The sequence below is a fragment of the Paenibacillus sp. 598K genome (assembly GCF_003851045.1).
Classification (GTDB): Bacteria; Bacillota; Bacilli; order Paenibacillales; family Paenibacillaceae; genus Paenibacillus_D.
The window spans coordinates 49572-71614 of the sequence record NZ_BFBX01000004.1; the positions used below are offsets into that span (position 1 = coordinate 49572).

The following is a 22043-nucleotide window of genomic DNA, read 5'->3' on the forward strand; positions in this document are numbered from 1 at the left end:
ATCTGGCAGCCTCGCCGCTGGCAGAAGCGCCGGCAGCGCCAAGCGCCGCCCCGGCAGCCGCATTGGCGGTAGCGCCGCAGGCAGCTGTCGTCCCGGCGGCGCCCCCAGCGCCCAAGGAAGTCACCGTACTGTACGGCTCGCAGACGGGCAATGCCCAGCGTCTGGCGCAGAACCTGGCGCGTACGCTCGAGGAGCAAGGTCAGGTCGTGACGCTGACCTCGATGCGCGACTTTAAGCCCAATGCGCTGAAGAAGCTGACTCATCTGTTGATTCTGGTCAGCACGCACGGCGAGGGCGACCCGCCGGATGCGGCGCTGCCATTCTACGAATTCTTGCACAGCAAGCGCGCACCGAAGCTTGAGCAGCTGAAATTCGCTGTACTCGGACTGGGCGACACGTCCTACGAGCTGTTCTGCCAGACCGGCAAGGACTTCGACAAGCGGCTGGAGGAGCTGGGCGGCGAGCGTCTGGCGTCGCGCGCCGACTGCGATGTCGACTATGACGATACGGCAGCAGCCTGGTTCCGGGAGGTGTCAGAGTCGCTCAAGGGAGGAGCGCAGGCGGGCGCAGACAGTCCGGCTGCCCAGGAGGCGGCCGCAGCGACGGCTGTCGCCGATGCGCCGGGGTACTCGCGGACGCACCCGTTCGCAGCCGAGATCCTCGAGAATCTCAATCTGAACGGCCGCGGATCTAATCAGGAGACGCGCCATATCGAGCTGTCGCTCGAAGGATCCAACCTGACCTACGAGCCGGGCGACGCGCTCGGCATCTATCCGGAAAACCATCCCGAGCTGGTCGAGCTGCTCATCCGCGAGAACGGCTGGCAAGCCGACGAGCTGGTGGCGATCAACAAGGATGGCGACGAACGCACGCTGCATGAGGCGCTGACCCGGCATTACGAGATTACCGTCCTGACCAAGCCGCTGCTGACTAAGCTGGCCGAGCTGTCGACGAGCGAATCGCTGCGCAGACTTGTAGCGAGCGAGGAGGAGCTGAAGGCGTATCTCTCTGGTCGCGATCTGCTCGATGTGACGCAGGACTTTGGTCCGCTCGGGCTGCCGGCCCGTCAGTTCGCTGGCGTGCTGCGCAAGATGCCGCCGCGGCTGTACTCGATCTCGAGCTCCTGCAAGGCTAATCCGGATGAGGTGCATCTGACAATCCGGACGGTGCGTTACGATGCCCATGGCCGCAGCCGCTACGGCGTCTGCTCGGTGCAATGCGCTGAACGGGCGGCGGCTGGCGACAGTCTGCCTGTCTATATCCATCAGAATCCGAACTTCAAGCTGCCGCAAGACGGCGACACGCCGATCATCCTGATCGGACCAGGCACTGGCGTCGCACCGTTCCGCGCCTTCCTGCAGGAGCGCGAGGAGAACGGAGACGCAGGCCAATCGTGGCTATTCTTCGGCGATCAGCATTTCCATACGGACTTCCTGTACCAGGTTGAGTGGCAGCAATGGCTGAAGAACGGCACGTTGACCCGACTCGATGTGGCATTCTCCCGCGATCAGGAGGAGAAGATCTACGTCCAGCATCGGATGAAGGAGCAAGCGGCCGAGCTGTGGCAATGGCTGAAGAACGGCGCTTACGTCTACGTCTGCGGCGACGAGAAGCGGATGGCGCATGACGTCCATCTGACGTTGACCGAGATTATCGAGCAGGAGGGCGGCATGTCCTCTGAAGAGGCGTCTGCTTATCTGACCGATCTGGTGCAGCAGCGCCGTTACCAACGGGACATTTATTAATCCTACACTTATTGATACACAGGAAAGCGAGGTTTGCCAGCTATGTCCAAGGACCCTTACGCTCCAAAAGACGCGCCGCCAAGCGACGTGGAGCATATTAAAATAAACAGCAACTACCTGCGCGGCTCGCTTAACGCCACGCTCGAGGACCGCGTCACTGCCTCGATTCCCGAGGATGACAACCGCCTCATGAAGCATCACGGCAGCTATATGCAGGACGACCGCGATCTGCGCAATGAGCGCGCCAAGCAAAAGCTTGAGCCAGCCTACCAGTTCATGCTGCGCATCCGCGCCGCGGGCGGCGTCGTCACGCCGCAGCAATGGCTCGTGCTCGACGAGCTCGCGCAAACGTATGCGAACGGCACGATCCGCCTGACGACACGCCAATCGATCCAACTGCACGGCATCATTAAGTGGAACATGAAGGCGACCGTCAAGACGATCAATGAGACACTGCTCACCACCTATGCTGCCTGCGGCGACGTAAACCGCAACGTCATGTGCAACCCGAATCCGTACCAGTCGGAGGTGCACGGCGAGGTATACAAGTGGGCTGACCGGATCAGCGAGCATCTGCTGCCGCAATCCCGCGCCTACCACGAGCTGTGGCTCGACGGCGAGAAGATTATCGACAGCCAGGAGAGCGTAGAGCAGGAGCCGATCTACAAAAACGTCTATCTGCCCCGCAAGTTCAAGATCGGCATCGCCGTACCGCCAGCTAATGACGTTGACGTTTACTCCCAGGATCTTGGCTTCATCGCGATCGTCGATAACGGCAAGCTGCTGGGCTTTAACGTGACGGCCGGCGGCGGCATGGGGATGACGCATGGCGATACCGCTACTTATCCGCAGCTCGGTCGGGTCATCGGCTTCTGCACGCCGGAGCAAGCGATCGACGTCGCCGAGAAGACGGTGACGATCCAGCGGGACTATGGCGATCGCTCCGTCCGCAAGCATGCGCGCTTCAAGTATACGATCGACGACCGCGGCATCGAATGGTTCAAGGACGAGCTGCATCGTCGTCTCGGCTGGTCGCTCGAGCCGGCTCGGGATTATCGGTTCGACCATAACGGCGATCGCTACGGTTGGGTGAAGGGCAGCAACGGCAAGTGGCATCTGACGCTGTTTATCCAGAACGGACGGATCGCCGACGACGAGCAAGGCCACTTGCTTATGACGGGGCTGCGCGAGATCGCCAAGGTTCATAAGGGCGACTACCGGATCACAGGCAATCAGAATATCATCATCGGCAATGTGAGCGGGCAGAGCAAGCGCAAGATCGATCAGCTTGCCGAGCAATACGGGCTGACGAGCGGGCTGGCGAGCTCGGCGCTGCGTCGCAACTCGATGGCCTGCGTCGCCCTGCCGACCTGCGGACTGGCGATGGCAGAGTCCGAGCGTTACCTGCCGACGCTGCTGGGCAAGCTGGAGACGATCCTGGCGGACGAGGGACTGCAGGAGCAAGAGATCGTCATCCGCATGACTGGCTGTCCGAATGGTTGCGCCCGCGCCAGCCTCGGCGAGATCGGCTTCATCGGCAAGGCGCCGGGCCGGTACAACCTGTACCTGGGCGCCAGCTTCAACGGCGATCGGCTCAACAAGATGTATCGCGAGAATATTAACGAGGAAGAGATTCTGGCCGAGCTCAAGCCGATCATCGCGCGTTATGCCCGTGAGCGGCAGGAGGGCGAGCATTTCGGAGACTTTGCCGTCCGTGCCGGCTATGTGCAGGCTGTCGTATCGGGCACCGACTTCCACGCCTGATCGTGGACTGACGATGCAAGAGATCTGGCGAGAGCGGACGGCGCATCACGAGCTGCGCGTGTTGGAGAGAGGCTATGCGGAGGGGCGTCAGGGGCGATACCGGGTGCTTCAGTTCGCAGACGAGGCGGAGCAGGGCGTACTCGATCTGGACGATCCCGAGCGGGTCGTCCTGGCTTATCCGCGCGTCCTGATCGAGCTACTGGGCGGACGGGAGGAGCGGCTGCGCGACCTCTACATGATCGGGCATGGCATCGGCACGATCGCAGGCTATTACGCTCGGCAGCCCGAGGTGCGGTTACGGACCGCCGAGCTGGACGCCCGTCTCGCAGCGCTCAGTCGGGAGATGTTCGGTTATGACGGACCCGAGCCTGAGATTGGCGACGGCAGGGAGCTGCTTGGTCGGCTTGAGCCCGCCAGCCTGGATGCGGTGATCGTCGATGCCTTCTCGGCGCGGGGGACGCCGCGCAGCTTAACCTCGCTGTCGTTTTTTGAGCTGGCGCGCAGGCAGATGCGTGGTGGCGGCCTGCTGCTGATGAATCTGGCAGGCCGCAAGCGCGGCGATCGGCGAGTACAGGCAATCCATACGACGGCGGCGACCTGCTTTGACCAGACGTTGGTGCTGGCTCCGGAGCATGCGGCAGCCGACGAGGTGACCAACCTCGTGTTGGCAGCCAGCGACGACGCGATCGCGTATCGACCGTCGCAAATGACCGGCTTCCGACCTGTCGAGCTGCCGCCTGGTCACCTGATCTACGATGTCCAGGACGATAGATAGCAATCGAAGAGAATCGCAGCAGGTCCCTTCTGGTATACTGAATTCATGAGCGCTAGCTCGTCTATATACCGAAGAAGAGGTGAAGCCGCTTGTCCATTCCGACGCGACAGATTTGTGTCAACCTGCCTGTGAAAGACCTGAACCGCTCGATCGCTTTTTTCGATTCGCTTGGCTATTCGTTTAATGCGCAGTTTACGGACGAGAAAGCAGCCTGTCTGGTCATCAGCGACAGTATCTATGCGATGCTGCTGACGGAGGAATTTTTCCGGACCTTTATCAGCAAGGAGATTGCCGATACACAGACTACAGCAGAGGTGATCCTCGCGCTTGAGACGGATAGCCGCGCGCATGTGGATGAGCTCGCCGACAAGGCGTTGGCTGCCGGAGGGACGGAGCCGAAGGCGCCGATCGACCACGGCTTCATGTATACGCGCAGCTTCCAGGACCCGGACGGCCATCTGTGGGAGATTTTCTACATGGACGAAAGTGCGTTGCAACAGTAGCATGACCATTGGCCTCGAAAAAACCAGCTCTGCACCATGCAGGCTGGTTTTTTTGCTTTTACTTGGTCAGGCAGCGAAAAATTACAGTTGAAGTTACTTAAAAAATGTTATATACTCACATCCATAGAAGCGCCTGAATGCGCAATCTGGAGCTGTTGTTACACCCAATCCATTCATTATACAGGAGCTGATCCTTATGACTATTTCAACTCAAACTGATTTCTTCACCGTGGCCCGCGAGCGCCACTCGGTCAAGACCTATGATCCTTCCTACAAGCTGAGCGAGCAAGAGATCAAGGATCTCCTCGCCGTCGCCCAGCAAGCGCCGTCGGCTTGGAATCTGCAGCATTGGAAATTCGTCGCGATCGTCGATCAGGCTGCCAAGGAGAAGCTGCTGCCGATCGCATACGGTCAAAAGCAGATCGTCGAATCGTCGGTTGTCTTCGCCGTGCTCGGCGATCTCGAGGCTAACCGCAACGCCGACCCGGTCTATAGCGCAGCGGTTGCTGCCGGCGCGATGTCTGAGGAGATTAAGCAGACGCTGATCGGCCAGATCGAAGGGGCGTATGCCCACGTGCCGACGCTGGCGCGCGACGAAGCGATCCGCAACGCGTCGCTGGCTGCGATGCAGCTGATGCTCGCCGCCAGAGCCAGCGGTCTTGACTCTTGCCCGATCGGCGGATACGACGCGGCCAAGTTCGTCGAGGCATTCCAGGTGCCGGCTCGCTATGTGCCGATTATGCTGATCACGGTTGGCAAGGCGCTCACGCCAGCTCGTCCTTCCGGCCGTCTGCCGCTCGAAGAGGCGATCGTCTGGAACAGCTTCTGATTGTTCGCAGCCTGTGGTTGTCCGGCCCCCGTCAAGCCACCGGACTCCAGACCTCCGGCCCTTAGTGGGCGGGAGTTTTTTTGTTGAGGGCTTAGCGAGAGCGGCTGTCGCCCGCATCGTCATAGCGCTGTTGCTTGACGGGTCCCTGGGCCGGTGCTACGATTTAGGAATGAAAGGTCGTTTATTGCCGCATGATGAGAAGAGTTGCATCCCATCTGATATGGAGAAGGAGCTGGAAGTCATGAGAGACACATTGGGCAAAGCGTTATCGCTAGGATTGGGTCTGGTGCTGACAGGCAAGGAGCAGGTGGAAAAGACGGTCGAGGAGCTGGTCCGCAAGGGCGAGGTGAGTCGGGCGGAGTCCAAGGATCTGGTCGACGATCTGGTGAAGCGCGGCGACGAAGTGCGCGATCGCATCGAAGCCGCTGCCCGCGAGCGAGTGCAGGCTCTGCTCAAAGAGGGCGGACTGGCTACCCGGGAGGAAGTCGAACGTCTGGAGCAGCGTATCGAAGCGCTGGAGATCAAGCTGAACACCGAGCATTGACAGAGGAGGTCTGGCGATGAGTGCAGGCAAGCGGATACGTCATTTGCAGCGCTACCGAACGATTGCCGCGGCCTTTGCGCGCAACGGCCTGGGATATGTCTCCCAGGAGATGGGGATCAGCGACAAGCTGACGTTCCGAAAGCGAGAGGAGGGCAGGGAGCTCCATAGCAAGAGCATCGGCGAGCGGATCAGGCTGTTGCTTGAGGAGCTGGGTCCGACCTTCGTCAAGCTGGGGCAGATCGCCAGTACGCGGCCTGACTTGCTGCCAGCGGACATCCTGGCGGAGCTGGAGCATCTGCAGGATCATGTGCCGCCGTTTGGATATGCCGAGGCAGCGGCGATCCTCGCGGAGGAGCTGGGCGCGCCGATCGATCAGCTCTTCCGCTCCTTCCCCGAGCTGCCCATCGCCTCGGCCTCGATCGGACAGGTATACCATGCCGAGCTGAAGGATGGCACGCAGGTAGCCGTGAAGGTGCAGCGGCCCAATATACATAGCTCCGTTGAGACGGATCTGGAGATCCTCGCCGATCTGGCGCGGATGGCCGAGCACAGACTGGAGTGGGCGCGCAATTATCGGGTGCGCGATATTATCGACGAGCTGGCCAAGGCGCTGCGCGGCGAGATGGACTATACGACGGAGGCGCGCAACACCGAGCGTTTCGTCGAGCAGGCCAAGAGTCTGAAGCATATTCGCGTGCCGGAGGTGCATTGGGACTATTCGACCAAGCGCGTGCTGACGATGGCCTACATCGAAGGGATCAAGCTAAGCCAGCATCAATTGCTGGACGAGGCCGGGCTTGACCGGGCCAAGCTGGCCGAAAGGTTCGCGACCGTCATCCTTCATCAAGTGCTCATGGAAGGTCTCTTCCACGGTGACCCGCATCCCGGCAACGTATTGGCGCTGCCCAATGGCGATCTGGCGTTGCTCGACTTCGGCATGGTGGGGCGCCTCTCGCCAGCGATGAAGAAAAATTTCGCATCGCTCGTCATCGCGCTGCGCAATCAGAGCACCAAAGGTCTCATCCGGGCGATCTCGCATATGGGCGTCATTCCTGAGGAGGCAGACCAGGAGCAGCTCTATGCCGATGTCGATCTGCTGCGGGATAAATATTACAAAGTGCCGCTCAATCAGGTCAGTCTGGGCGAGGCTGTCAACGATCTGTTCGCCGTCGCCTTCCAGCATCGGATCCGGCTGCCGGCCGAGATGACGCTGCTAGGCAAGAGCCTGCTGACGATGGAAGGCGTCGTGTCTGCGCTGCATCCTGGCTTCAGCGTGTTCGACGTGGCCGAGCCCTTCGGCAAAAAACTGCTGCTTGAGCGGCTTAGTCCACGTCAGATGCTGAAAAACTGGGCGGAGGATCTGCCCGATTATCTGGATATGCTGAGCGAGGTTCCGCTCAGTTTGAAGCAGGTGTCGGCTTTACTGCGTCGCGGCAAGCTGCGCATCGAGGTCGCATCCCCGCAGGTCGAGGATCTGATGAAAAAGATGGACCGGATCAGCAACCGCCTATCCTTTAGCATCGTCCTGCTCTCGTTGAGCATTGTTATGGTCGGCCTCATCATCGGCTCGGCGCTTAGCAATTCCGACACGATGCTGTGGCGCATCCCGGTGATCGAGATCGGCGCCATCATCGCATTGCTTCTGTTTATGTGGCTTATTTTCGCGATTTTCCGCTCGGGACGTTTTTAGCGTTTATAGCATTGATCCATGACACGGCGGCGCAACCATACGGTTGCGCCACCGTGTTTTTGGTGTGGTCAGGCGTCTGCCGTTGCCGTCAGCGGCGGCCGGAATAGGATATAGCACTTATCCCTCTTCGTAGAGGGTCCCGATCCCAAAGGAGGCTTCGATGTGAAGATTTTGTTCACGAACCCGGCGCCCATCATCAAGTATGGGATGCAGCCGGGTTTTGAGAAGCACGGCTGGCAAACAGACCGACTGGAGGTACCCGAGCAGACGGCGGACGGTCTGCGCCGGAAGATCGACGCCTTCAAGCCGGACTATCTATTCACCGACTCGGGTGTTGCGCACCAAGACATCATTTTCCCGATCCTCGAGCAGACCGCGATCCCCCATATCTACTGGGCGATCGAGGACCCTGTCGCCAACGCAGTCATGGCGATGACATGGGCGGCTCGATCGGTGCTAAGCCTGACGCCATGCGTGGAGATGCTGGACAACTACAAGCGAAACGGACATCGGGCGATTTGCATCCCCTTCGCGATCGATCCTGATTACTACTACCGTTATCCCGTAGAGCCAGAGCTGGCGATGCTCGATGCCGTTCATATCGGCAACAATTACAATGTTTTCCCTGAGCGTGTCGCTGCATATCGCTATATCATCCAGCCCTTCATCGACCGCAGCGCCAACCTTGCCGTGTACGGGATGGACTGGCGCAATCCCTCGCACGCTTACACGTTACCCGACAGGGTCAACAAAGGATATCTAGCCCACGAATGCACAGGTCCTCTGTACAGCTCGGCCAAGATCGTCCTGGGCTTGCATTCGATCGTCGACTCGGCGACGATGCAGTCGATGCGCACCTTTGAGGTGCTGGGCTGCGGCGGCTTCCTACTCACCCAGCGAACGAAGGCAATCAGCTCAATGTTTGAGGATCACAAGCATCTGGTCGCCTCGTCGAGCTACAGAGAGACGGTGGAGCTTATGAAGTATTATTTGCCCCGCGACGAGGCGCGGGCCCGCATCGCCGAGCAAGGCATGAAGCATGTCCACAAATATCATACGTATGAGCGGCGTGTGGCGGAGATCCTCCAGGCGCTGCCATAACCGGGGGGATCGACGCTTGAAGATACTACTGCTCGCCGATAACCTCATCGCTGGCGGACTAGAGACGCATATCATTACGCAGATCAATGAGCTGCTCCGACGCGGCTACGAGATCCGGCTGGCGGCTGCTTCCATAACGCCCGAGCTGCGGGCACAGATCCGTGCGACGCAGGGAAGTTTCCATTTTGACCTATGGGACGAGAAGCTTGATCTTGACGCGGTGGTGCGTGCCTTCGACCCGGATATGATCCATGCCCATCCGTTTGCGGCGATCATCAAGGGCGCAGAGCTTGTCAGCCGCATTCCGAAGCCCTACATCGTCACTGTACACGGTGCTTATGACTTTGGCCTCGATCGCTCGCCCACCGGTTATACCACGAGCGAGCAGGTTCGTAGGATCATCGCCGTCGATGAGCGGGTAAGCAAACAATTGCTGCGATCGGCGGCGCATCCCGAGAAAGTTATCGTCATCCCCAATGGCATCGATATGGCTGCCTTTGCCTCAGCATCTGCGGAGAAGAACCGAGCCTGGCGGCTTCGTCACAGTTTGGCGCCATATACCTTCACGCTCGCCACAGTGTGTCGGTTGGCGGATGGCAAGCAGCAAGCTGTCGTGCAGGTGATTCGATGTGCCGGACGCCTCGCGCAGCGCCTGGGCGGGTTGAACCTGATCATCGTCGGCTCGGGCGATCATGCGGATGAAGTGGAGGAGCAGGTGAACGAGGCGATGCGAGTCCATCTGAACGACGGTCTGCGGATCCTGATCGCTGGTCATCGTCAGGATGTGTCCAGCTATATGAATGGAGCCGATCTGGTGATGGCTTGCGGACGCGCGGCGATGGAGGCGATGGCTTGCGGCACCGCGGTCTACGGGATGCGCGACGGCTTTGCCGGTCCGATCTCGGAGCAGACACATGACTTGATCCTCGGGGCAGTAAGCGGGTTCGCTCAGCTCCAGGACGAAGCGCTGATCGACCAGTTGGAGCAGCTCGCACGTGATACGGCCGCTCGGGATGTCTTGGCGGCTGCAGGGCCTCAGATTATCGCCAGGGCCTATGATCTGAGGACGTGTACGGACCAACTGGAGCGCATCTATCGACAATATAGTGGAGGAGGGAATCCATGAGCTCTGTCAATCTGGAATTTAAGGATATCCAGCCGATGTTCCTGCCATTGCAGCCAGCGCTGCCATCGGTGCCTGGGGAGGGACCGCCGGTCATCATCTATCCGCCGACGATTGACTGGAACTGGATGAAGCAGCGTCCGCAGCAGTTGATGGAGCAATTCGCTCGCCACGGGCACGAGGTCTATTATTGCAACAAGACGCAGCTGCCCGGTAGCGAAATTGTGGCCTTGCAGGATAATCTCAATCTGGTTCAGGACAACATCGCTTTTATCCGCACCAAGATTCCCGAGCTCAAACAGCAGGGTAGACGAATCATGATCTGGGTATCTTGGTCCAAACTGTACGCCTATGTCGATCAATACCAGCCCGACCTGGTCGTTTATGATTATGTGGATGATATTCCGGAATGGGCGCCTTATCTGGATTTGATGGTCAAGCGTGCGGACATGGTGGTGACAAGCGCCAGAGCGTTACAGCGTCAGATCGCGCGCAGCTATCCGGATACGCCGTCGTTGCTTGTCCCCAATGGCTGCGATCTCGACCATTTCCGGCGGCATCGTCGTGCTGCGCCGCCCAAGCCTGCGGAGCTGCAAGGCTTGCGTGGACCGATCGCCGGTTTTGTCGGCGCCTGGGCCCATTGGGTGGACCAGTCGCTCATCCACCAGTTGGCGCGCCACTATCCTGCCATCAATTTTGTTATCGTGGGCGTCGAATATGCGGCCCAGGTGGATCGGTCGATTGGCAATCTTCACTATGTCGGCTACCGAACCTATGAAGAGCTGCCGGACTATTTGTATTTCTTTGATGCTTGTCTGATCCCTTTCAAGATCAACGAGATTACGATCGCTGCCAACCCGGTCAAGATGTACGAATATTTGGCGAGCGGCAAAAAGGTGCTCTCGACCGATCTGCCTGAGGTGCGTCAAGTGCCCCATGTCTGGATCGGCAGAGGACTGCAGGATTGGAAACGACTGCTGCCGCAGGTACTCTCGGACGCGACAAAGTTTGACGTTGAAGCCAATGATCGCTGGCTTCGGCAGCAGAGCTGGGCGATGCGATATCGTCTTATTATCGAAGCGTTACGATCGCGATTGCATGTCCCAGTATAACGATGCTGTAACTAGCGAGATATTTGAGCGTTTGTCCCCGTTGCCGCAAGGCAGCGTAGACATACAATATGACTATCACTAGAAGGGAAGAGGTGTGTATAATCTTATGGCATATGCGAGAACATTACTCTGCAAGCCGGCCAAGAAAACCTGTACACGCAAAAAGAAGGTTGTCGTCAAAATCGTCAAAAAGGGCTGTTCCTCTCACAGCAAGCCGAAACGGAAGAGTCATGGCCATGGACTGAAACATAAAACGTCGGTTGTGTGCAAAAAGAAAAAACATCATCTTCATAAACCGTGCAAAGGCGTCCGCGGACACATAGGTCACCGAGGTCCGGTCGGTCCTCAAGGGCCAGTCGGACCCCAAGGTCCTATCGGGCCACAGGGCATCCAGGGATTGCCCGGTCCAGCCGGTCCGCAAGGCATCCAGGGCTTGCAAGGACTGCAAGGTCCGCAAGGTCTTCAAGGTCCACAAGGCTTGCCTGGCGACGCAACTGATCCCCAGGTCATCGCATTTCTGGAGTCGCTGGTTGGTCAAGAGGTCAACATTTCGGTCGAGGCAGGCGCTATTACTGGTGTCCTGACACTGGTGGGCACTGATTTCGTCCTGATCGTCGAAGCATCCGGAGATGAAGTGCTTGTTCCGATTCGCTCGATTCTCACCATATCCCCAGTGCAACAGGAGGCTGGTATCGTATGAATCTTTATGAATTTTTGGAGTCGCGCATCGGCAGCCAAATAGAGGCTTTCCTGCCCAATCAATTCGTCGAAGGTATCCTCGTCGCTGCGGGTCCGGGCTTCTGCACGATTGATGCGGAGAACCCTTCCTACATCGAGCCGATAGAGCGCTTGACGCTCCTACTCGATAACGCCACGTACTTCCGCTTGCCTGCAGCCTAGCCTCTCTCGCTCAGCCAGCCAGTCTGCCCAAGCGACGAACTGCTCCCGATGGCGAGCGCTGATGCCGGTGCGTCGCCAGCGCCGATGGTAACAGCATTCGCCGCAATCGAGCAGACGATAGCGACGACCGAGCAAGAGCAGCATCCGGAAGTCCTCGTAGAGCCGGCCGCCATGCGGATCGTCGACAGGCCAGCCGCCAACCTCCCGCACCAATGCGGTACGGTACAGTCGAGGCGCAACCGGGTAGCCGGTCCCGAGAAGTTGGCGACGATGCGGAGCGTGCGACCGTCTGCCGGCGTAGCGCAGCCCGCCGCTCCGCGTCTCGCGCCATTCCTCATATGCGCCATAGATCAGGGCCGTCTCTTCGGAGGCGGCTTTGGCATGTCGGAGCAAGCTCGTCAACGCCCCTGGGTCGAGCCAATCGTCAGCATCGAGTTCGAGCACCCACGGCGCTGCGACGACAGAGAGCGCAGTGTTGAGAGCGGCACTCTTGCCACGGTTGGACTCATGTCGGATGATCTGGATGCGCGGGTCATCCCGGTAGCCCTCGAGCAGGCGGGTCGTCTCATCCTCGGAGCCGTCATCGACGAGGATGAGCTGCCAGTCTGTGACGTCTTGGACGACTACGCTGCGGAGCGCCAACGGCAGATAAGGGGCGTCGTTGTAGGCGCAGAGGACAATGCTGATGCGAGGCGGGGCCGATGATCGGGCTGGCAGCGGCGCGGCTGACAGCATGGCGCCGATCCGGGCCAATGCTCGCGATTCGGAGCCGCCTGCCGGTCTGCCGATACTGAACAGCTGTCCGGCGCTGCGGATGTCCCAGGTCAGCTTGCCGCCCAATCTGCCATAGAGCTCCGTCAAGATGAGTGAACGCCAGGGTAGAGCTGACGGGGGGGTCAATCCGGCTTGGCGGATGGCGCTCACCCGCCAGACGACCGGGATTGGCTCGCTGTCGGCGGCGGTCCGCAGCGCTAGTCCGGGCGAGACAGGGGAGGTGTGCGATAGCCAGGCCTCGATGAATGCCGCAAAGCCCTCGCCAATCCGGTCTGTCCCGCGTAAGATGACACAAAAGGGATCCTGCAGCTCTGCGAGTTGCGATGCGAGGAAGCCGCCCGGCTCGTCATCGGCCGCGAGGACCATCCAGCCTTTTGCGTTGCTCAGCCGTTGCTCGATGGCCTGTCGAGACGCCAGCCGCTGCGCATCCAGCAGCAATACCCGCATAGTCAGCTCTCCTGCTCTTTGAGTAGTTGTTATAGGTATATGTGGAAAGGGAGGAATCCGTGTATGCGAACGATTATTTTTCCGCCGTTGCTCGATTGGGACTGGATGACCCAGCGTCCGCAGCAGCTGATGAAGCAGTTCGCCCGTCACGGCTGCCGCGTCTACTATTGCAATCGCACGGTGCAGAAGGGGGCAAAGGTCATGGCATGGCCCGGGGAGCCGGACTTGTACATCGTCAAGGACCACGAGCGGTGGCTGCGCCAGGACTACGCTCGAGTGCGCACCGAGGCTGACGAGTTGATCCTTTGGTGCGGCTGGCCGGGGATGGTCTCTCAACTGCATCGTTATGAGGCGGACCGAATCGTCTACGATTGCGCCGATGACTTCCCGCAGTGGTATCCGCAGGAGGAGGCCATGGCGAACGCGGCAGACGGCATCGTGTGTTCCTCGGCAAGACTAGATCGCCGCCTGGGGTCCCGCTACCCCGGCAAGCCCCGGCTGCTGCTGCGCAACGGCTATGACGAGGATATGGGACTCCATCTGTCCGCTGGCCGGGCACATCCTCCGGCTAGACCGAGGGACTTGCCGCGGGCAGGACGGCCGCTCGTCGGGTATATCGGAGCGTGGGCGCCTTGGGTCGATGCGGGTCTGCTGGCGAGCATCGCGGGCAGACGAGGCGTCGGTGCAGAGCTCGTCATCATCGGCGCGACGCTGGGCCGCCGCTGCGAGCTGTCAGGCATGGCGGGGGTCCATTATCTCGGCCTGCGCCAGCACGGGCAGTTGTCAGCGTATCTGGCGCATCTCGACGTCTGTCTGGTGCCCTTCCTGCCACAGCCGGCGACGCTCGCGGCCAATCCGGTCAAGGTGTATGAATATCTGGCTGCCGGGAAACCAGTCGTCTCTACCGATCTTCCCGAGTGCCGGGAGATGGGGGAGATGGTCGAGATCGGTGCCGATCGCAGCGCAGTGCTCGCGCAGATCCGGTATCGGCTGGAAGCGCCAGGCGATGCGTCCGCGAGACGGCGTTATGCGCTGGGCAACAGCTGGCGGCTGCGGGCTCGCGCATGTCTGCAATGGCTAGAGCAGCTAGGGAGCGGCGAGCGGACAGTCTAACTAACTAACTGAGGACCTTGCATACATTTGACACGTATAGATATTGCCCAATATGCGAAAAGTTGTCACTATAGACCAAAAGCATATATAATGTACTCATCCTGATCAGAAATCGGAGGTGTGCCCATTGGGAAGTTGCACCGGAGGTTAGCTTTAGCATCGACGTCGCATCGGATGAGATGGAATCCAACTTAAGCGCAGACATTTTAAAATTTGCGGAGGTGAAACCCTCGCGTTGAGGGAACTAATTGGACATATACATTAATCTGGTTTTAGTAGCAATCTTGATTGGCTTGACCGCTTTTTTTGTCGGCTCCGAATTTGCAGTTGTCAAAGTGAGAATGAGTCGCATCGATCAACTTGTAGCGGAAGGAAACAAAAAGGCCATCGCTGCCAAACGGATTGTCACTAATCTGGACTACTATCTATCTGCCTGTCAGCTCGGGATTACGGTTACCGCTCTGGGATTGGGTCTGCTCGGTGAACCGACGGTAGAGCGCATGCTCCACCCGCTGTTCGACGAATGGGGCGTTCCGGACGCGGTAAGCACATTTATCTCTTACGCCCTAGCATTGTCGATCATGACCTTCCTGCATGTGGTGATCGGGGAGCTCGCGCCCAAGACGCTGGCGATCCAGTTCGCCGAACGGATGACGCTGATGATGTCGCGCCCACTAGTCGCCTTCGGCAGGGTCCTGTTCCCGCTGATCTGGCTGCTTAACGGCTCGGCGCAGGTGCTGCTGCGGATGGTTGGCGTGAAGCCGGCCGGACATGAGCAAGCCCATTCGGAAGAGGAACTGAAGATCATTATGACGCAAAGCTATCAGAGCGGAGAGATCAATCAGACCGAGCTTGCCTATATGCAAAATATTTTTGCATTTGACGAGCGGGTAGCTAAAGATGTTATGGTGCCGCGGACGCAAATTATCGTCGTCGATGCCGAGATGTCTCCGGAGCAGTTTTTGCAGCTGACGGACGAACACCGGTATACGCGCTATCCGGTTACTGAAGACCTGGATAAAGACAATATCATCGGCTTCCTGAATGCCAAGGAGCTGGTGACGCATATCGCCATGAACCGATTGCAAAGCCTGAAGGAACATATTCATGACATTTACGTCATCCATGAAACAACGCCGTTGCACGACGCCCTCGTGAAGATGCAAAAAAACGGGGTTCATATGGCTTTGGTTATCGATGAATACGGCGGCACGGCAGGCATTATTACGATGGAGGACATTCTGGAGGAGATCGTCGGGGAGATCCGGGATGAGTTCGACGAGGATGAAGTCGAGGATATCGCCGAACAAGCGCCTGACGAATACCTCATTAATGGCCGCGTTTTGCTCAGCGTGCTGGAAGAACGCTTCGGCCTCTCGTTCGAGAACAGCGAGAATGTGGACACTATTGGAGGATGGCTGCAGATACGCGCCAATTTAATCGATGGCATGTCAGAGCCGGTTGATCATGGAGATCATCGTTGGTACATAAATGAATCTGACAATCATCAAATCTTGAGTGTAACGCTCAAGCTGGGTATCAACAACCCGGATAAAGCTTCCGATTCGGAAGCATCAGACAACTAACAGTCGCTTTATGCCGTACGGCTTGCCGTACGGTTTTTTCTATTGCGCGGACAACGCTGGCTTTCTTTTCATTAATGCTTTTTTTTCGGGCATGCTATTAGGAAACGAGCTAGAGCCCGGGGTGAATACGATGACAGTACAAGACCATCCACACGATCTGGTAAGACCGACGACATTTATCGAGGATATGAAGGGGTTGCTCGGAGACAGTCCCGATATCGTCTACCGTTCTGCCCGGCTCGGCGGCATCGACAGTTGGTTTATCTATGTTGAAGGACTAGCAGACCCTCGGCCGCTGCTCGAAGCGATCCATTATGACCCTATACTTGCCGAGGGCTGCATACTTGATGCGGAAGGCGTATACGCCCGCCTGAAGCAGCCTACCCTTACCAGCGGCTATCTGTCCGAGGGGCAAGAGCTTCGGCAGATCGTGCATCTGCTGCTCTCGGGATTCACGATCATCTTTATTGAAGGCCTGAATCGTACACTTTGTATCGAAACCGGCGATCTGAATAAGCGAAGCGTCCAGGAGCCGACATCCGAGGCTGTCGTACGCGGCCCGCGCGAGGGCTTTACAGAATCGCTGTCAGACAATCTGGCTCTCGTGCGGAGACGTATAAAGAACCCTTCTTTGCGAATAGACGCCTTTACGCTAGGCACAGCCACCAGGACCGATACGGCGATTATGTACCTGGAAGATAAAGTCGACCACGAGGTTTTGGCCGAGCTTCGCCGCAGGCTGCAAAAAATGAAGCTCGAAAAGGTGTTGGAGAGCAATTACATTGAAGAGATGATTCAGGATCATCAGTACAGTCCATTTCCGACGGTGTGCAATTCGGAGCGGCCAGATACGATTGCGGCCAATTTACTTGAGGGCCGGATTGCGATTTTTGTGGACGGGACGCCATTTGTACTCATTGTGCCGGCGTTGTTCATGCAGTTTTTCCAGTCTGCCGAGGATTACAATCAACGCGGCGATTTTGGCAGTCTGGTTCGGCTGCTGCGCTACTTTTGTTTTGCTATCTCCTTGCTCACGCCTTCGTTTTATATTGCCATAACGACGTTCCACCAGGAAATGATACCGGCGAATTTGTTGATGTCCTTGATCGGACAACGGGAGGGTGTGCCCTTTCCCGCATTTGTCGAGGCTTTGGTCATGGAGGTGACCTTCGAGATTCTCCGCGAGGCCGGCATACGTCTGCCCAAGTCGATCGGCCAATCCGTATCCATCGTCGGTACGATCGTTATCGGTCAAGCAGCGGTAGAAGCGGGGTTCGTCTCGGCAGCAATGGTCATCGTCGTCGCGTTGACTGCGATTGCCAATTTTGCGCTTCCAGCCTTTAATATGGCGATCTCGATCCGACTGCTTCGGTTCGGGATGATGGCGATTGCGGCAACCTTCGGCTTGTACGGGATGATCATCGCGCTCATCATGCTCGCGCTTCATCTGTGTCAGCTGGAGTCGCTAGGCGTGCCGTACATGACCTCGCTTGCGCCTTTTCGCCTGAGGTTTCAGAAGGATACGCTCGTCCGACTGACACAACCGATGGTCAAGCGACTGCAGCAGAAGGGAGGGGGAGAGCAATGACCGTCAATCGACTCATCCTGATACCGATTATCTTGGGTCTGGCGATCCTGCCTGGTTGCTGGAGCCGTAAGGAACTCAATGAACTGGCTGTCATCATGGCTCTTGGCATCGACAAAGATGATAAAGGCTACATGGTGACGGCGCAAGTGATCAACCCGTCCGAGATCGGATTGCAGCGCGGCTCGGTCGGCGCATCGCCAGTTATTGTCTACAGCGCGCCCGGCCAAACGATTCCCGACGCGCTGCAACGTATTTTGAGCCAGGCCCCTCGCAAGCTGTATCTATCTCATATGAGGGTTCTTATTTTTGGCGAAGCGTTGGCGCGGGATGGACTTAGCGACGTGCTTGACTACATCTCGCGCAACAGCGAGTTTCGCACCGACTTCTATCTTGCCGTTACGCAAGGCGGAAAAGCGGCAGACGTCCTGCAAGTGCTGACGCCCTTCGAGCATATTCCGGCCAACTCGCTTTATTCGTCCATTCTGGTCTCCAACAAGCAATGGGCGGCGACGGGCAAGGTTACGCTCCAGCAATTCGTCACAGAGCTAAGTCGCGATGGCGCAAATCCAGTTATGTCGGGTGTCGAAATCTCGGGCGACAAGCAGCAAGGGAAGACCGTTAGCAATCTTCACTCGGTGAAACCTAAAGCGCAGCTTCGCCATGCAGGGCTTGCCTTGTTCAAAGGCGACAAGCTGGTAGGCTGGGCAGACGAGTCAACCAGCAAGTCGATTAATTATCTTCTGAGGAATGTTCATACGACAGTTGGTTATGTCAAATGTCCGAAGCATAAGCCCGGAATCGTAGGCATCAGCATCAATCAGTCATCGGCACATATTCGTGTGAAACTAAATCAGGAGGGAGAGCCGGAGTTTTGGGTGGACTTTCAGATTGACGCCGATCTGGAGGCGGTGCAATGCTCCATTGACCTGACTCAGGAGGAGTCCTTCCGTCTCATAGAAATAGAGCTCAAGGAAGCGATGAGAGTCCTCACGCTGCAGAGTATTAATACGATTCGCGAGAAGTACGGCACGGATGTGTTCGGTTTTGGAGAGGCGCTGCATCGCAAGTATCCGAAGCAATGGAACAAGTATCGCGATCACTGGTCGGATAAATTTCGACAGGTCCAAATTTCGATTGAGCCCCATGTCTCCCTGCGTCGGATCGGTTCGATCGGCCAGCCGTTAAGAAGTGAGGTGCATGAATAAATGAATTGGAGCATGCTGATTACGTTTATGGTCCTGTTTATCCCGCTAGCGGAATGGCCATCGATTAAGAAGATGCAGCGCAAAAAGGAATGGGTCGTCTTTGGAGGCTGCTGGGCGCTGGCGCTCGTCGCGATGTTTGGCGAATGGATGGGCTGGCCAATGCCCAAGCCGCTCAACTGGATACGCACCGTTATTGGGCCGATCTCCCGCATGATGTCTTAGTCTACGTTGAGAGGAGGTGCCCTCTTATGGGCAATCATCAAGCGGACAAGAACAAGCTGAGCGGCTACCAATATTTCATCCTGACCTTTGGCCTGACCGTTGGCACTTCCATCCTGGTCATCCCGGCTGGGCTGGTCGGGACGGTGAGGGAGGATGCCTGGATGGCCGCTCTGCTCATGACGGCAGTGAATGCGGCAATGGCCTTTTTCTATTTGAAGCTGGCCAAGCTATATCCGGGTAAAAATCTGTTTCAGATCATCGAGTCCGCATTCGGCAAATGGATCGGCACTGTCGTTTCTTTACTGTATCTTTTTTACTTTTTGATCTTGTGCGGCACGCTTCTCGGCAACCTTGGATTTTTCTTCACCAGCGAGCTGATGAGAGAAACGCCGATACAAGCCATTGAATTGCTCTTCTTGATTGCTTCGGTGATGTGCGCCAGGCTGGGGATGATTATTTTGGGCCGCGTGGTGGAATTGATGCTGCCGTGGATTATTTTGTTTGCGTTCGTGCTAATCGTAACCTTGCTGCCTCAAGTAGAATGGCAATACATCCTGCCGATGTGGGAAGGCGGAGCTATCCCCATTGTGACATCTGGCCTGCGCACAGCTATGTTCCAAGAGTTAATCATCATGCTGGTGTTTTTGCCCATGGCGGCCGATTCGTCGAAGGCAGGCAAGGGAATCGTACTTGGCACTGTGGCAGGCGGCATGCTGCTGGCGACAATCGTCTTGCTCAGCTTGCTCATCCTCGGCATCGAGCAATCAGCGAACAGTACCTTTCCGGCGTTTGTCCTCGCCAAGACGATCAATATCGGCGGATTCCTCCAGCGCATCGAAGTCGTCCTGATCACATTGTGGGTATTGACCTTTTTTATCAAAACCTCGCTGATGATGTTCGGACTGCTCACCGGCATGCAGACGGTATTCGGCCTCGGCAGCTATCGCCCGCTCATCTACCCGCTGGCAGCGCTGATCCTCATCGTCTCGTGGAACACGTACATCAATAGCGTATATGTCGCCGAGGCGATCAAGGAAGTGTGGGCGAGCTACTCGATGATCCATCTGATCTTGATCCCGTTGCTCCTATGGGGGATTGGGCGATTGAAGCGAGCTGTCAAGTCGGGAGCAGCTAGACCCGCTGCAGACGGGGCCGGGAAATAAGTGAAAGGATGGATTAATTAATTAATAAATGCCATTAATGATTAATGTCATTAATTATTGAGCGCTCGTAAAAAAAGAGCTGTCAACGTCATTACTTCAACGTGCAGCTCTCCGGGGGTACTTCGACAAAGGCTTGCAAGCTCGGGTGCCGCATCGTACGACCTTCCTGCCAGCGCCACTCTGTAAAACGAATCTTGGCGGTCAAAAGCGGCTGTACCCAACTGGCGCCGCGCAGCTCCGGGTGGTGGTCGACAAACGGACACGTATCCGATCCGATCGTCGCAAGCGTCGTCGTCAGATGACGCCAGTCCGCCCTCGTGAGCTTGCCGGTGCCGACCTTGCCGATAAACCGAAGCTGACCTTCATGATAAACTCCGGCAAGCAGCGCATTGACGGTATTGTCGCGCGTCGTGTAGCCTCCGATGACGGCGATAATATCGCCATAATTTTTGACCTTCACCCAGCGCTCATCCTTGCCGCCTTGCGGGTAGGCGCTATCGAGTCGTTTGCTGACGATGCCTTCGAGCCCATGCTCGCGCACAACCTCGAACAGAGCAGCGCCGTCGGTCTGAGACTGCACGAGCTGCACCGTCGACGAAGGGAGCAGTCGGGCCTCAAGCCTCTGCATGCGCTCGGTAAGCGGCAGCTGCGTCAGCGCGACGCCGTCCAGCTCAAGCAGATCGAACACCATATAGAAGACAGGCACCTCCCGCACCAGCTGCGGTACACGATCCAGCCGCCGGATGCCGTCGCGGCGCATCACCTCGTGGAAGGAAGGCTTGCCATCCGGGGCGAGCGCGACGACTTCCCCGTCCACGATGTAGCTCTCGGCATCAAGCAGCGGTGCGAGCAGCTCGGGGTATTGTCCGGTCCGCTCGCGCAGCTGCCGGTTGAACAGACGAGTAGTCCCCGATTCCCGATAAGCGAGGATGCGCACGCCGTCCCATTTCAATTGGTGGGTCCATTCGCTGCCGAGCGGGATGGTCTCGGCGCGGACCGGTTCGAAGGGAATGATTGGTTTCATAGCCCTAGCATGGGCAAGGTGCGAGGGGTTTATACCCAACTCAACCGAAGCTAATCATTAAAGCATACTTGACAACTATGAATAATTGGTTTAAGATCGTTTCAACATCCTTCAACGTTCATTAATTGAGCGTTGAAGTAATATCGTAGCTGATTGGACATACCAAAGGCCGCAACCTCTCCTTTCACGGAGAATGTTGGGGTCTTTTTTTGTCGACGCGCGAAAGGAGGGACGTTTTCCAACGTTATGGCCATTAACGAATGGAGACAGATGGAAGAAATCGATTGGTATTTTCGCAAAATGGTACGTAAGTTTGTCAAGGAACGGGACAAAATTACGGTCGAGGGTATTGCCCTGCCCGGCTTGCTGATCCTCCAGAAGACGCTTCGCGATGGGGAACAGAAGTTGAGCGACTTGACGGAGGAGCTGGATTTGACTTCCGGAGCAATAACGGCATTGTGCGACAAGCTGGAGAAAAAAAACTTCGCGATCCGGCGGCGAGCACTTGAGGATCGCAGAACCGTGATGCTTGGCATCACCGATGAGGGAAGAGCGCTGCTGGCTCGCAATCGGGATGTAGGTCCGCTATGCATCGAGTTGCTGTTCGGTGGGTTGACCGAGTCTGAGTTGACGGTGCAGAAGGCGATTTTTCAACAGATCATCGGACGGCTGGATCAATTCTCCGACCGTGTCCTGGCACGCGCCCGTCAAAACGAGAAGCAAGCTAATCGAGTCGATGTAGGCAGTACTGCCGAGGAAGATGCGGAAAACGCTGCAAAGAGATCGAGGAACACTTATTTGAGCTATTGACAGTTTTTTAACAAAGGGAGGATTT

The 22043-nt window shown here is 57.4% G+C and carries 21 protein-coding genes; 19 read left to right on the forward strand and 2 right to left on the reverse strand.

Annotated features, from left to right (window positions below; translation table 11 throughout):
• From PA598K_RS01855 to PA598K_RS01910, 12 genes are all read left to right on the forward strand, one after another.
• On the forward strand, positions 1-1745 hold a 1745-nt coding region (locus tag PA598K_RS01855; RefSeq protein WP_128655290.1), incomplete at its 5' end, for an assimilatory sulfite reductase (NADPH) flavoprotein subunit.
• Positions 1746-1787: 42 nt separating this feature from the next.
• The gene (gene cysI / locus PA598K_RS01860; RefSeq protein WP_128655211.1) at positions 1788-3509 is read left to right on the forward strand and encodes an assimilatory sulfite reductase (NADPH) hemoprotein subunit; all 1722 of its coding nucleotides are present in this window, start codon (positions 1788-1790) and stop codon (positions 3507-3509) included.
• Positions 3510-3522: 13 nt separating this feature from the next.
• Positions 3523-4284, forward strand: coding sequence for a spermidine synthase (locus tag PA598K_RS01865; protein WP_128655212.1), 762 nt, complete (start codon positions 3523-3525; stop codon positions 4282-4284).
• A gap of 89 nt (positions 4285-4373) precedes the next feature.
• Complete coding sequence (locus PA598K_RS01870) at positions 4374-4787, forward strand: VOC family protein (protein ID WP_128655213.1); 414 nt, start codon at positions 4374-4376, stop codon at positions 4785-4787.
• Between the two features lie 196 nt (positions 4788-4983).
• Positions 4984-5616, forward strand: coding sequence for a nitroreductase family protein (locus PA598K_RS01875; RefSeq protein WP_128655214.1), 633 nt, complete (start codon positions 4984-4986; stop codon positions 5614-5616).
• Positions 5617-5857: 241 nt separating this feature from the next.
• Positions 5858-6160: a phasin family protein gene (locus tag PA598K_RS01880; RefSeq protein WP_128655215.1), complete on the forward strand. Its 303-nt coding sequence runs from the start codon at positions 5858-5860 to the stop codon at positions 6158-6160.
• A 16-nt stretch (positions 6161-6176) separates the two neighbouring features.
• A complete protein-coding gene (locus PA598K_RS01885; protein WP_128655216.1) occupies positions 6177-7850 on the forward strand; it encodes an AarF/UbiB family protein in 1674 nt (557 codons plus the stop codon).
• A 162-nt stretch (positions 7851-8012) separates the two neighbouring features.
• Positions 8013-8951 (forward strand): CgeB family protein, encoded by a 939-nt coding sequence (locus tag PA598K_RS01890; RefSeq protein ID WP_128655217.1) that lies wholly within the window; start codon positions 8013-8015, stop codon positions 8949-8951.
• Positions 8952-8967: 16 nt separating this feature from the next.
• Complete coding sequence (locus PA598K_RS01895; RefSeq protein ID WP_185601434.1) at positions 8968-10077, forward strand: glycosyltransferase family 4 protein; 1110 nt, start codon at positions 8968-8970, stop codon at positions 10075-10077.
• A complete protein-coding gene (locus PA598K_RS01900; RefSeq protein ID WP_128655219.1) occupies positions 10074-11186 on the forward strand; it encodes a glycosyltransferase in 1113 nt (370 codons plus the stop codon). The genes PA598K_RS01895 and PA598K_RS01900 overlap by 4 nt, the downstream gene beginning before the upstream one ends.
• A 94-nt stretch (positions 11187-11280) precedes the next feature.
• Positions 11281-11886, forward strand: a complete 606-nt coding sequence (locus tag PA598K_RS38745; protein WP_148091912.1) for a DUF2642 domain-containing protein — start codon at positions 11281-11283, stop codon at positions 11884-11886.
• Complete coding sequence (locus PA598K_RS01910; RefSeq protein WP_128655221.1) at positions 11883-12086, forward strand: hypothetical protein; 204 nt, start codon at positions 11883-11885, stop codon at positions 12084-12086. The genes PA598K_RS38745 and PA598K_RS01910 overlap by 4 nt, the downstream gene beginning before the upstream one ends.
• Here the strand turns inward: PA598K_RS01910 and PA598K_RS01915 are convergent.
• On the reverse strand, positions 12045-13307 hold the full coding sequence (locus tag PA598K_RS01915) for a glycosyltransferase family 2 protein (protein ID WP_185601436.1): 1263 nt from the start codon (positions 13305-13307) through the stop codon (positions 12045-12047). The genes PA598K_RS01910 and PA598K_RS01915 overlap by 42 nt on opposite strands.
• Positions 13308-13370: 63 nt before the next feature.
• On the opposite strand from PA598K_RS01915, the gene PA598K_RS01920 reads away from it, so the two are divergent.
• From PA598K_RS01920 to PA598K_RS01945, 6 genes are all read left to right on the forward strand, one after another.
• Positions 13371-14420, forward strand: coding sequence for a glycosyltransferase (locus tag PA598K_RS01920; RefSeq protein WP_185601438.1), 1050 nt, complete (start codon positions 13371-13373; stop codon positions 14418-14420).
• Between the two features lie 248 nt (positions 14421-14668).
• Entirely contained in the window at positions 14669-16006 is a 1338-nt protein-coding gene (locus PA598K_RS01925; protein WP_128655224.1) for a hemolysin family protein, read from the forward strand.
• A 130-nt stretch (positions 16007-16136) separates the two neighbouring features.
• Positions 16137-17594: a spore germination protein gene (locus tag PA598K_RS01930; RefSeq protein ID WP_128655225.1), complete on the forward strand. Its 1458-nt coding sequence runs from the start codon at positions 16137-16139 to the stop codon at positions 17592-17594.
• Positions 17591-18799, forward strand: a complete 1209-nt coding sequence (locus PA598K_RS01935; RefSeq protein ID WP_128655226.1) for a Ger(x)C family spore germination protein — start codon at positions 17591-17593, stop codon at positions 18797-18799. Before PA598K_RS01930 ends, PA598K_RS01935 begins: the two co-directional genes overlap by 4 nt.
• Positions 18800-19021: a hypothetical protein gene (locus tag PA598K_RS01940; protein WP_128655227.1), complete on the forward strand. Its 222-nt coding sequence runs from the start codon at positions 18800-18802 to the stop codon at positions 19019-19021. It begins immediately after the preceding gene.
• 26 nt (positions 19022-19047) lie between these two features.
• Positions 19048-20184, forward strand: coding sequence for a GerAB/ArcD/ProY family transporter (locus PA598K_RS01945; protein WP_128655228.1), 1137 nt, complete (start codon positions 19048-19050; stop codon positions 20182-20184).
• A gap of 91 nt (positions 20185-20275) precedes the next feature.
• On the opposite strand, the gene PA598K_RS01950 is transcribed toward PA598K_RS01945, so the two are convergent.
• Entirely contained in the window at positions 20276-21208 is a 933-nt protein-coding gene (locus PA598K_RS01950; protein ID WP_128655229.1) for an ATP-dependent DNA ligase, read from the reverse strand.
• A gap of 246 nt (positions 21209-21454) precedes the next feature.
• On the opposite strand from PA598K_RS01950, the gene PA598K_RS01955 reads away from it, so the two are divergent.
• A complete protein-coding gene (locus tag PA598K_RS01955; protein WP_128655291.1) occupies positions 21455-22018 on the forward strand; it encodes a MarR family winged helix-turn-helix transcriptional regulator in 564 nt (187 codons plus the stop codon).
• Positions 22019-22043 lie beyond the last annotated feature (25 nt).

What these genes read in the sequence shown, in the direction of transcription:
- PA598K_RS01885 (WP_128655216.1), top strand. Translation starts at nt 6,177, where the DNA reads ATGAGTGCAGGCAAGCGGATACGTCATTTGCAGCGCTACCGAACGATT.
- cysI (WP_128655211.1), top strand. Translation starts at nt 1,788, where the DNA reads ATGTCCAAGGACCCTTACGCTCCAAAAGACGCGCCGCCAAGCGACGTG.
- PA598K_RS01865 (WP_128655212.1), top strand. Translation starts at nt 3,523, where the DNA reads ATGCAAGAGATCTGGCGAGAGCGGACGGCGCATCACGAGCTGCGCGTG.
- PA598K_RS01910 (WP_128655221.1), top strand. Translation starts at nt 11,883, where the DNA reads ATGAATCTTTATGAATTTTTGGAGTCGCGCATCGGCAGCCAAATAGAG.
- PA598K_RS01875 (WP_128655214.1), top strand. Translation starts at nt 4,984, where the DNA reads ATGACTATTTCAACTCAAACTGATTTCTTCACCGTGGCCCGCGAGCGC.
- PA598K_RS01930 (WP_128655225.1), top strand. Translation starts at nt 16,137, where the DNA reads ATGACAGTACAAGACCATCCACACGATCTGGTAAGACCGACGACATTT.
- PA598K_RS01955 (WP_128655291.1), top strand. Translation starts at nt 21,455, where the DNA reads ATGGCCATTAACGAATGGAGACAGATGGAAGAAATCGATTGGTATTTT.
- PA598K_RS01900 (WP_128655219.1), top strand. Translation starts at nt 10,074, where the DNA reads ATGAGCTCTGTCAATCTGGAATTTAAGGATATCCAGCCGATGTTCCTG.
- PA598K_RS01880 (WP_128655215.1), top strand. Translation starts at nt 5,858, where the DNA reads ATGAGAGACACATTGGGCAAAGCGTTATCGCTAGGATTGGGTCTGGTG.
- PA598K_RS01915 (WP_185601436.1), bottom strand. Translation starts at nt 13,307, where the DNA reads ATGCGGGTATTGCTGCTGGATGCGCAGCGGCTGGCGTCTCGACAGGCC.
- PA598K_RS01935 (WP_128655226.1), top strand. Translation starts at nt 17,591, where the DNA reads ATGACCGTCAATCGACTCATCCTGATACCGATTATCTTGGGTCTGGCG.
- PA598K_RS01945 (WP_128655228.1), top strand. Translation starts at nt 19,048, where the DNA reads ATGGGCAATCATCAAGCGGACAAGAACAAGCTGAGCGGCTACCAATAT.
- PA598K_RS01920 (WP_185601438.1), top strand. Translation starts at nt 13,371, where the DNA reads ATGCGAACGATTATTTTTCCGCCGTTGCTCGATTGGGACTGGATGACC.
- PA598K_RS01940 (WP_128655227.1), top strand. Translation starts at nt 18,800, where the DNA reads ATGAATTGGAGCATGCTGATTACGTTTATGGTCCTGTTTATCCCGCTA.
- PA598K_RS01950 (WP_128655229.1), bottom strand. Translation starts at nt 21,208, where the DNA reads ATGAAACCAATCATTCCCTTCGAACCGGTCCGCGCCGAGACCATCCCG.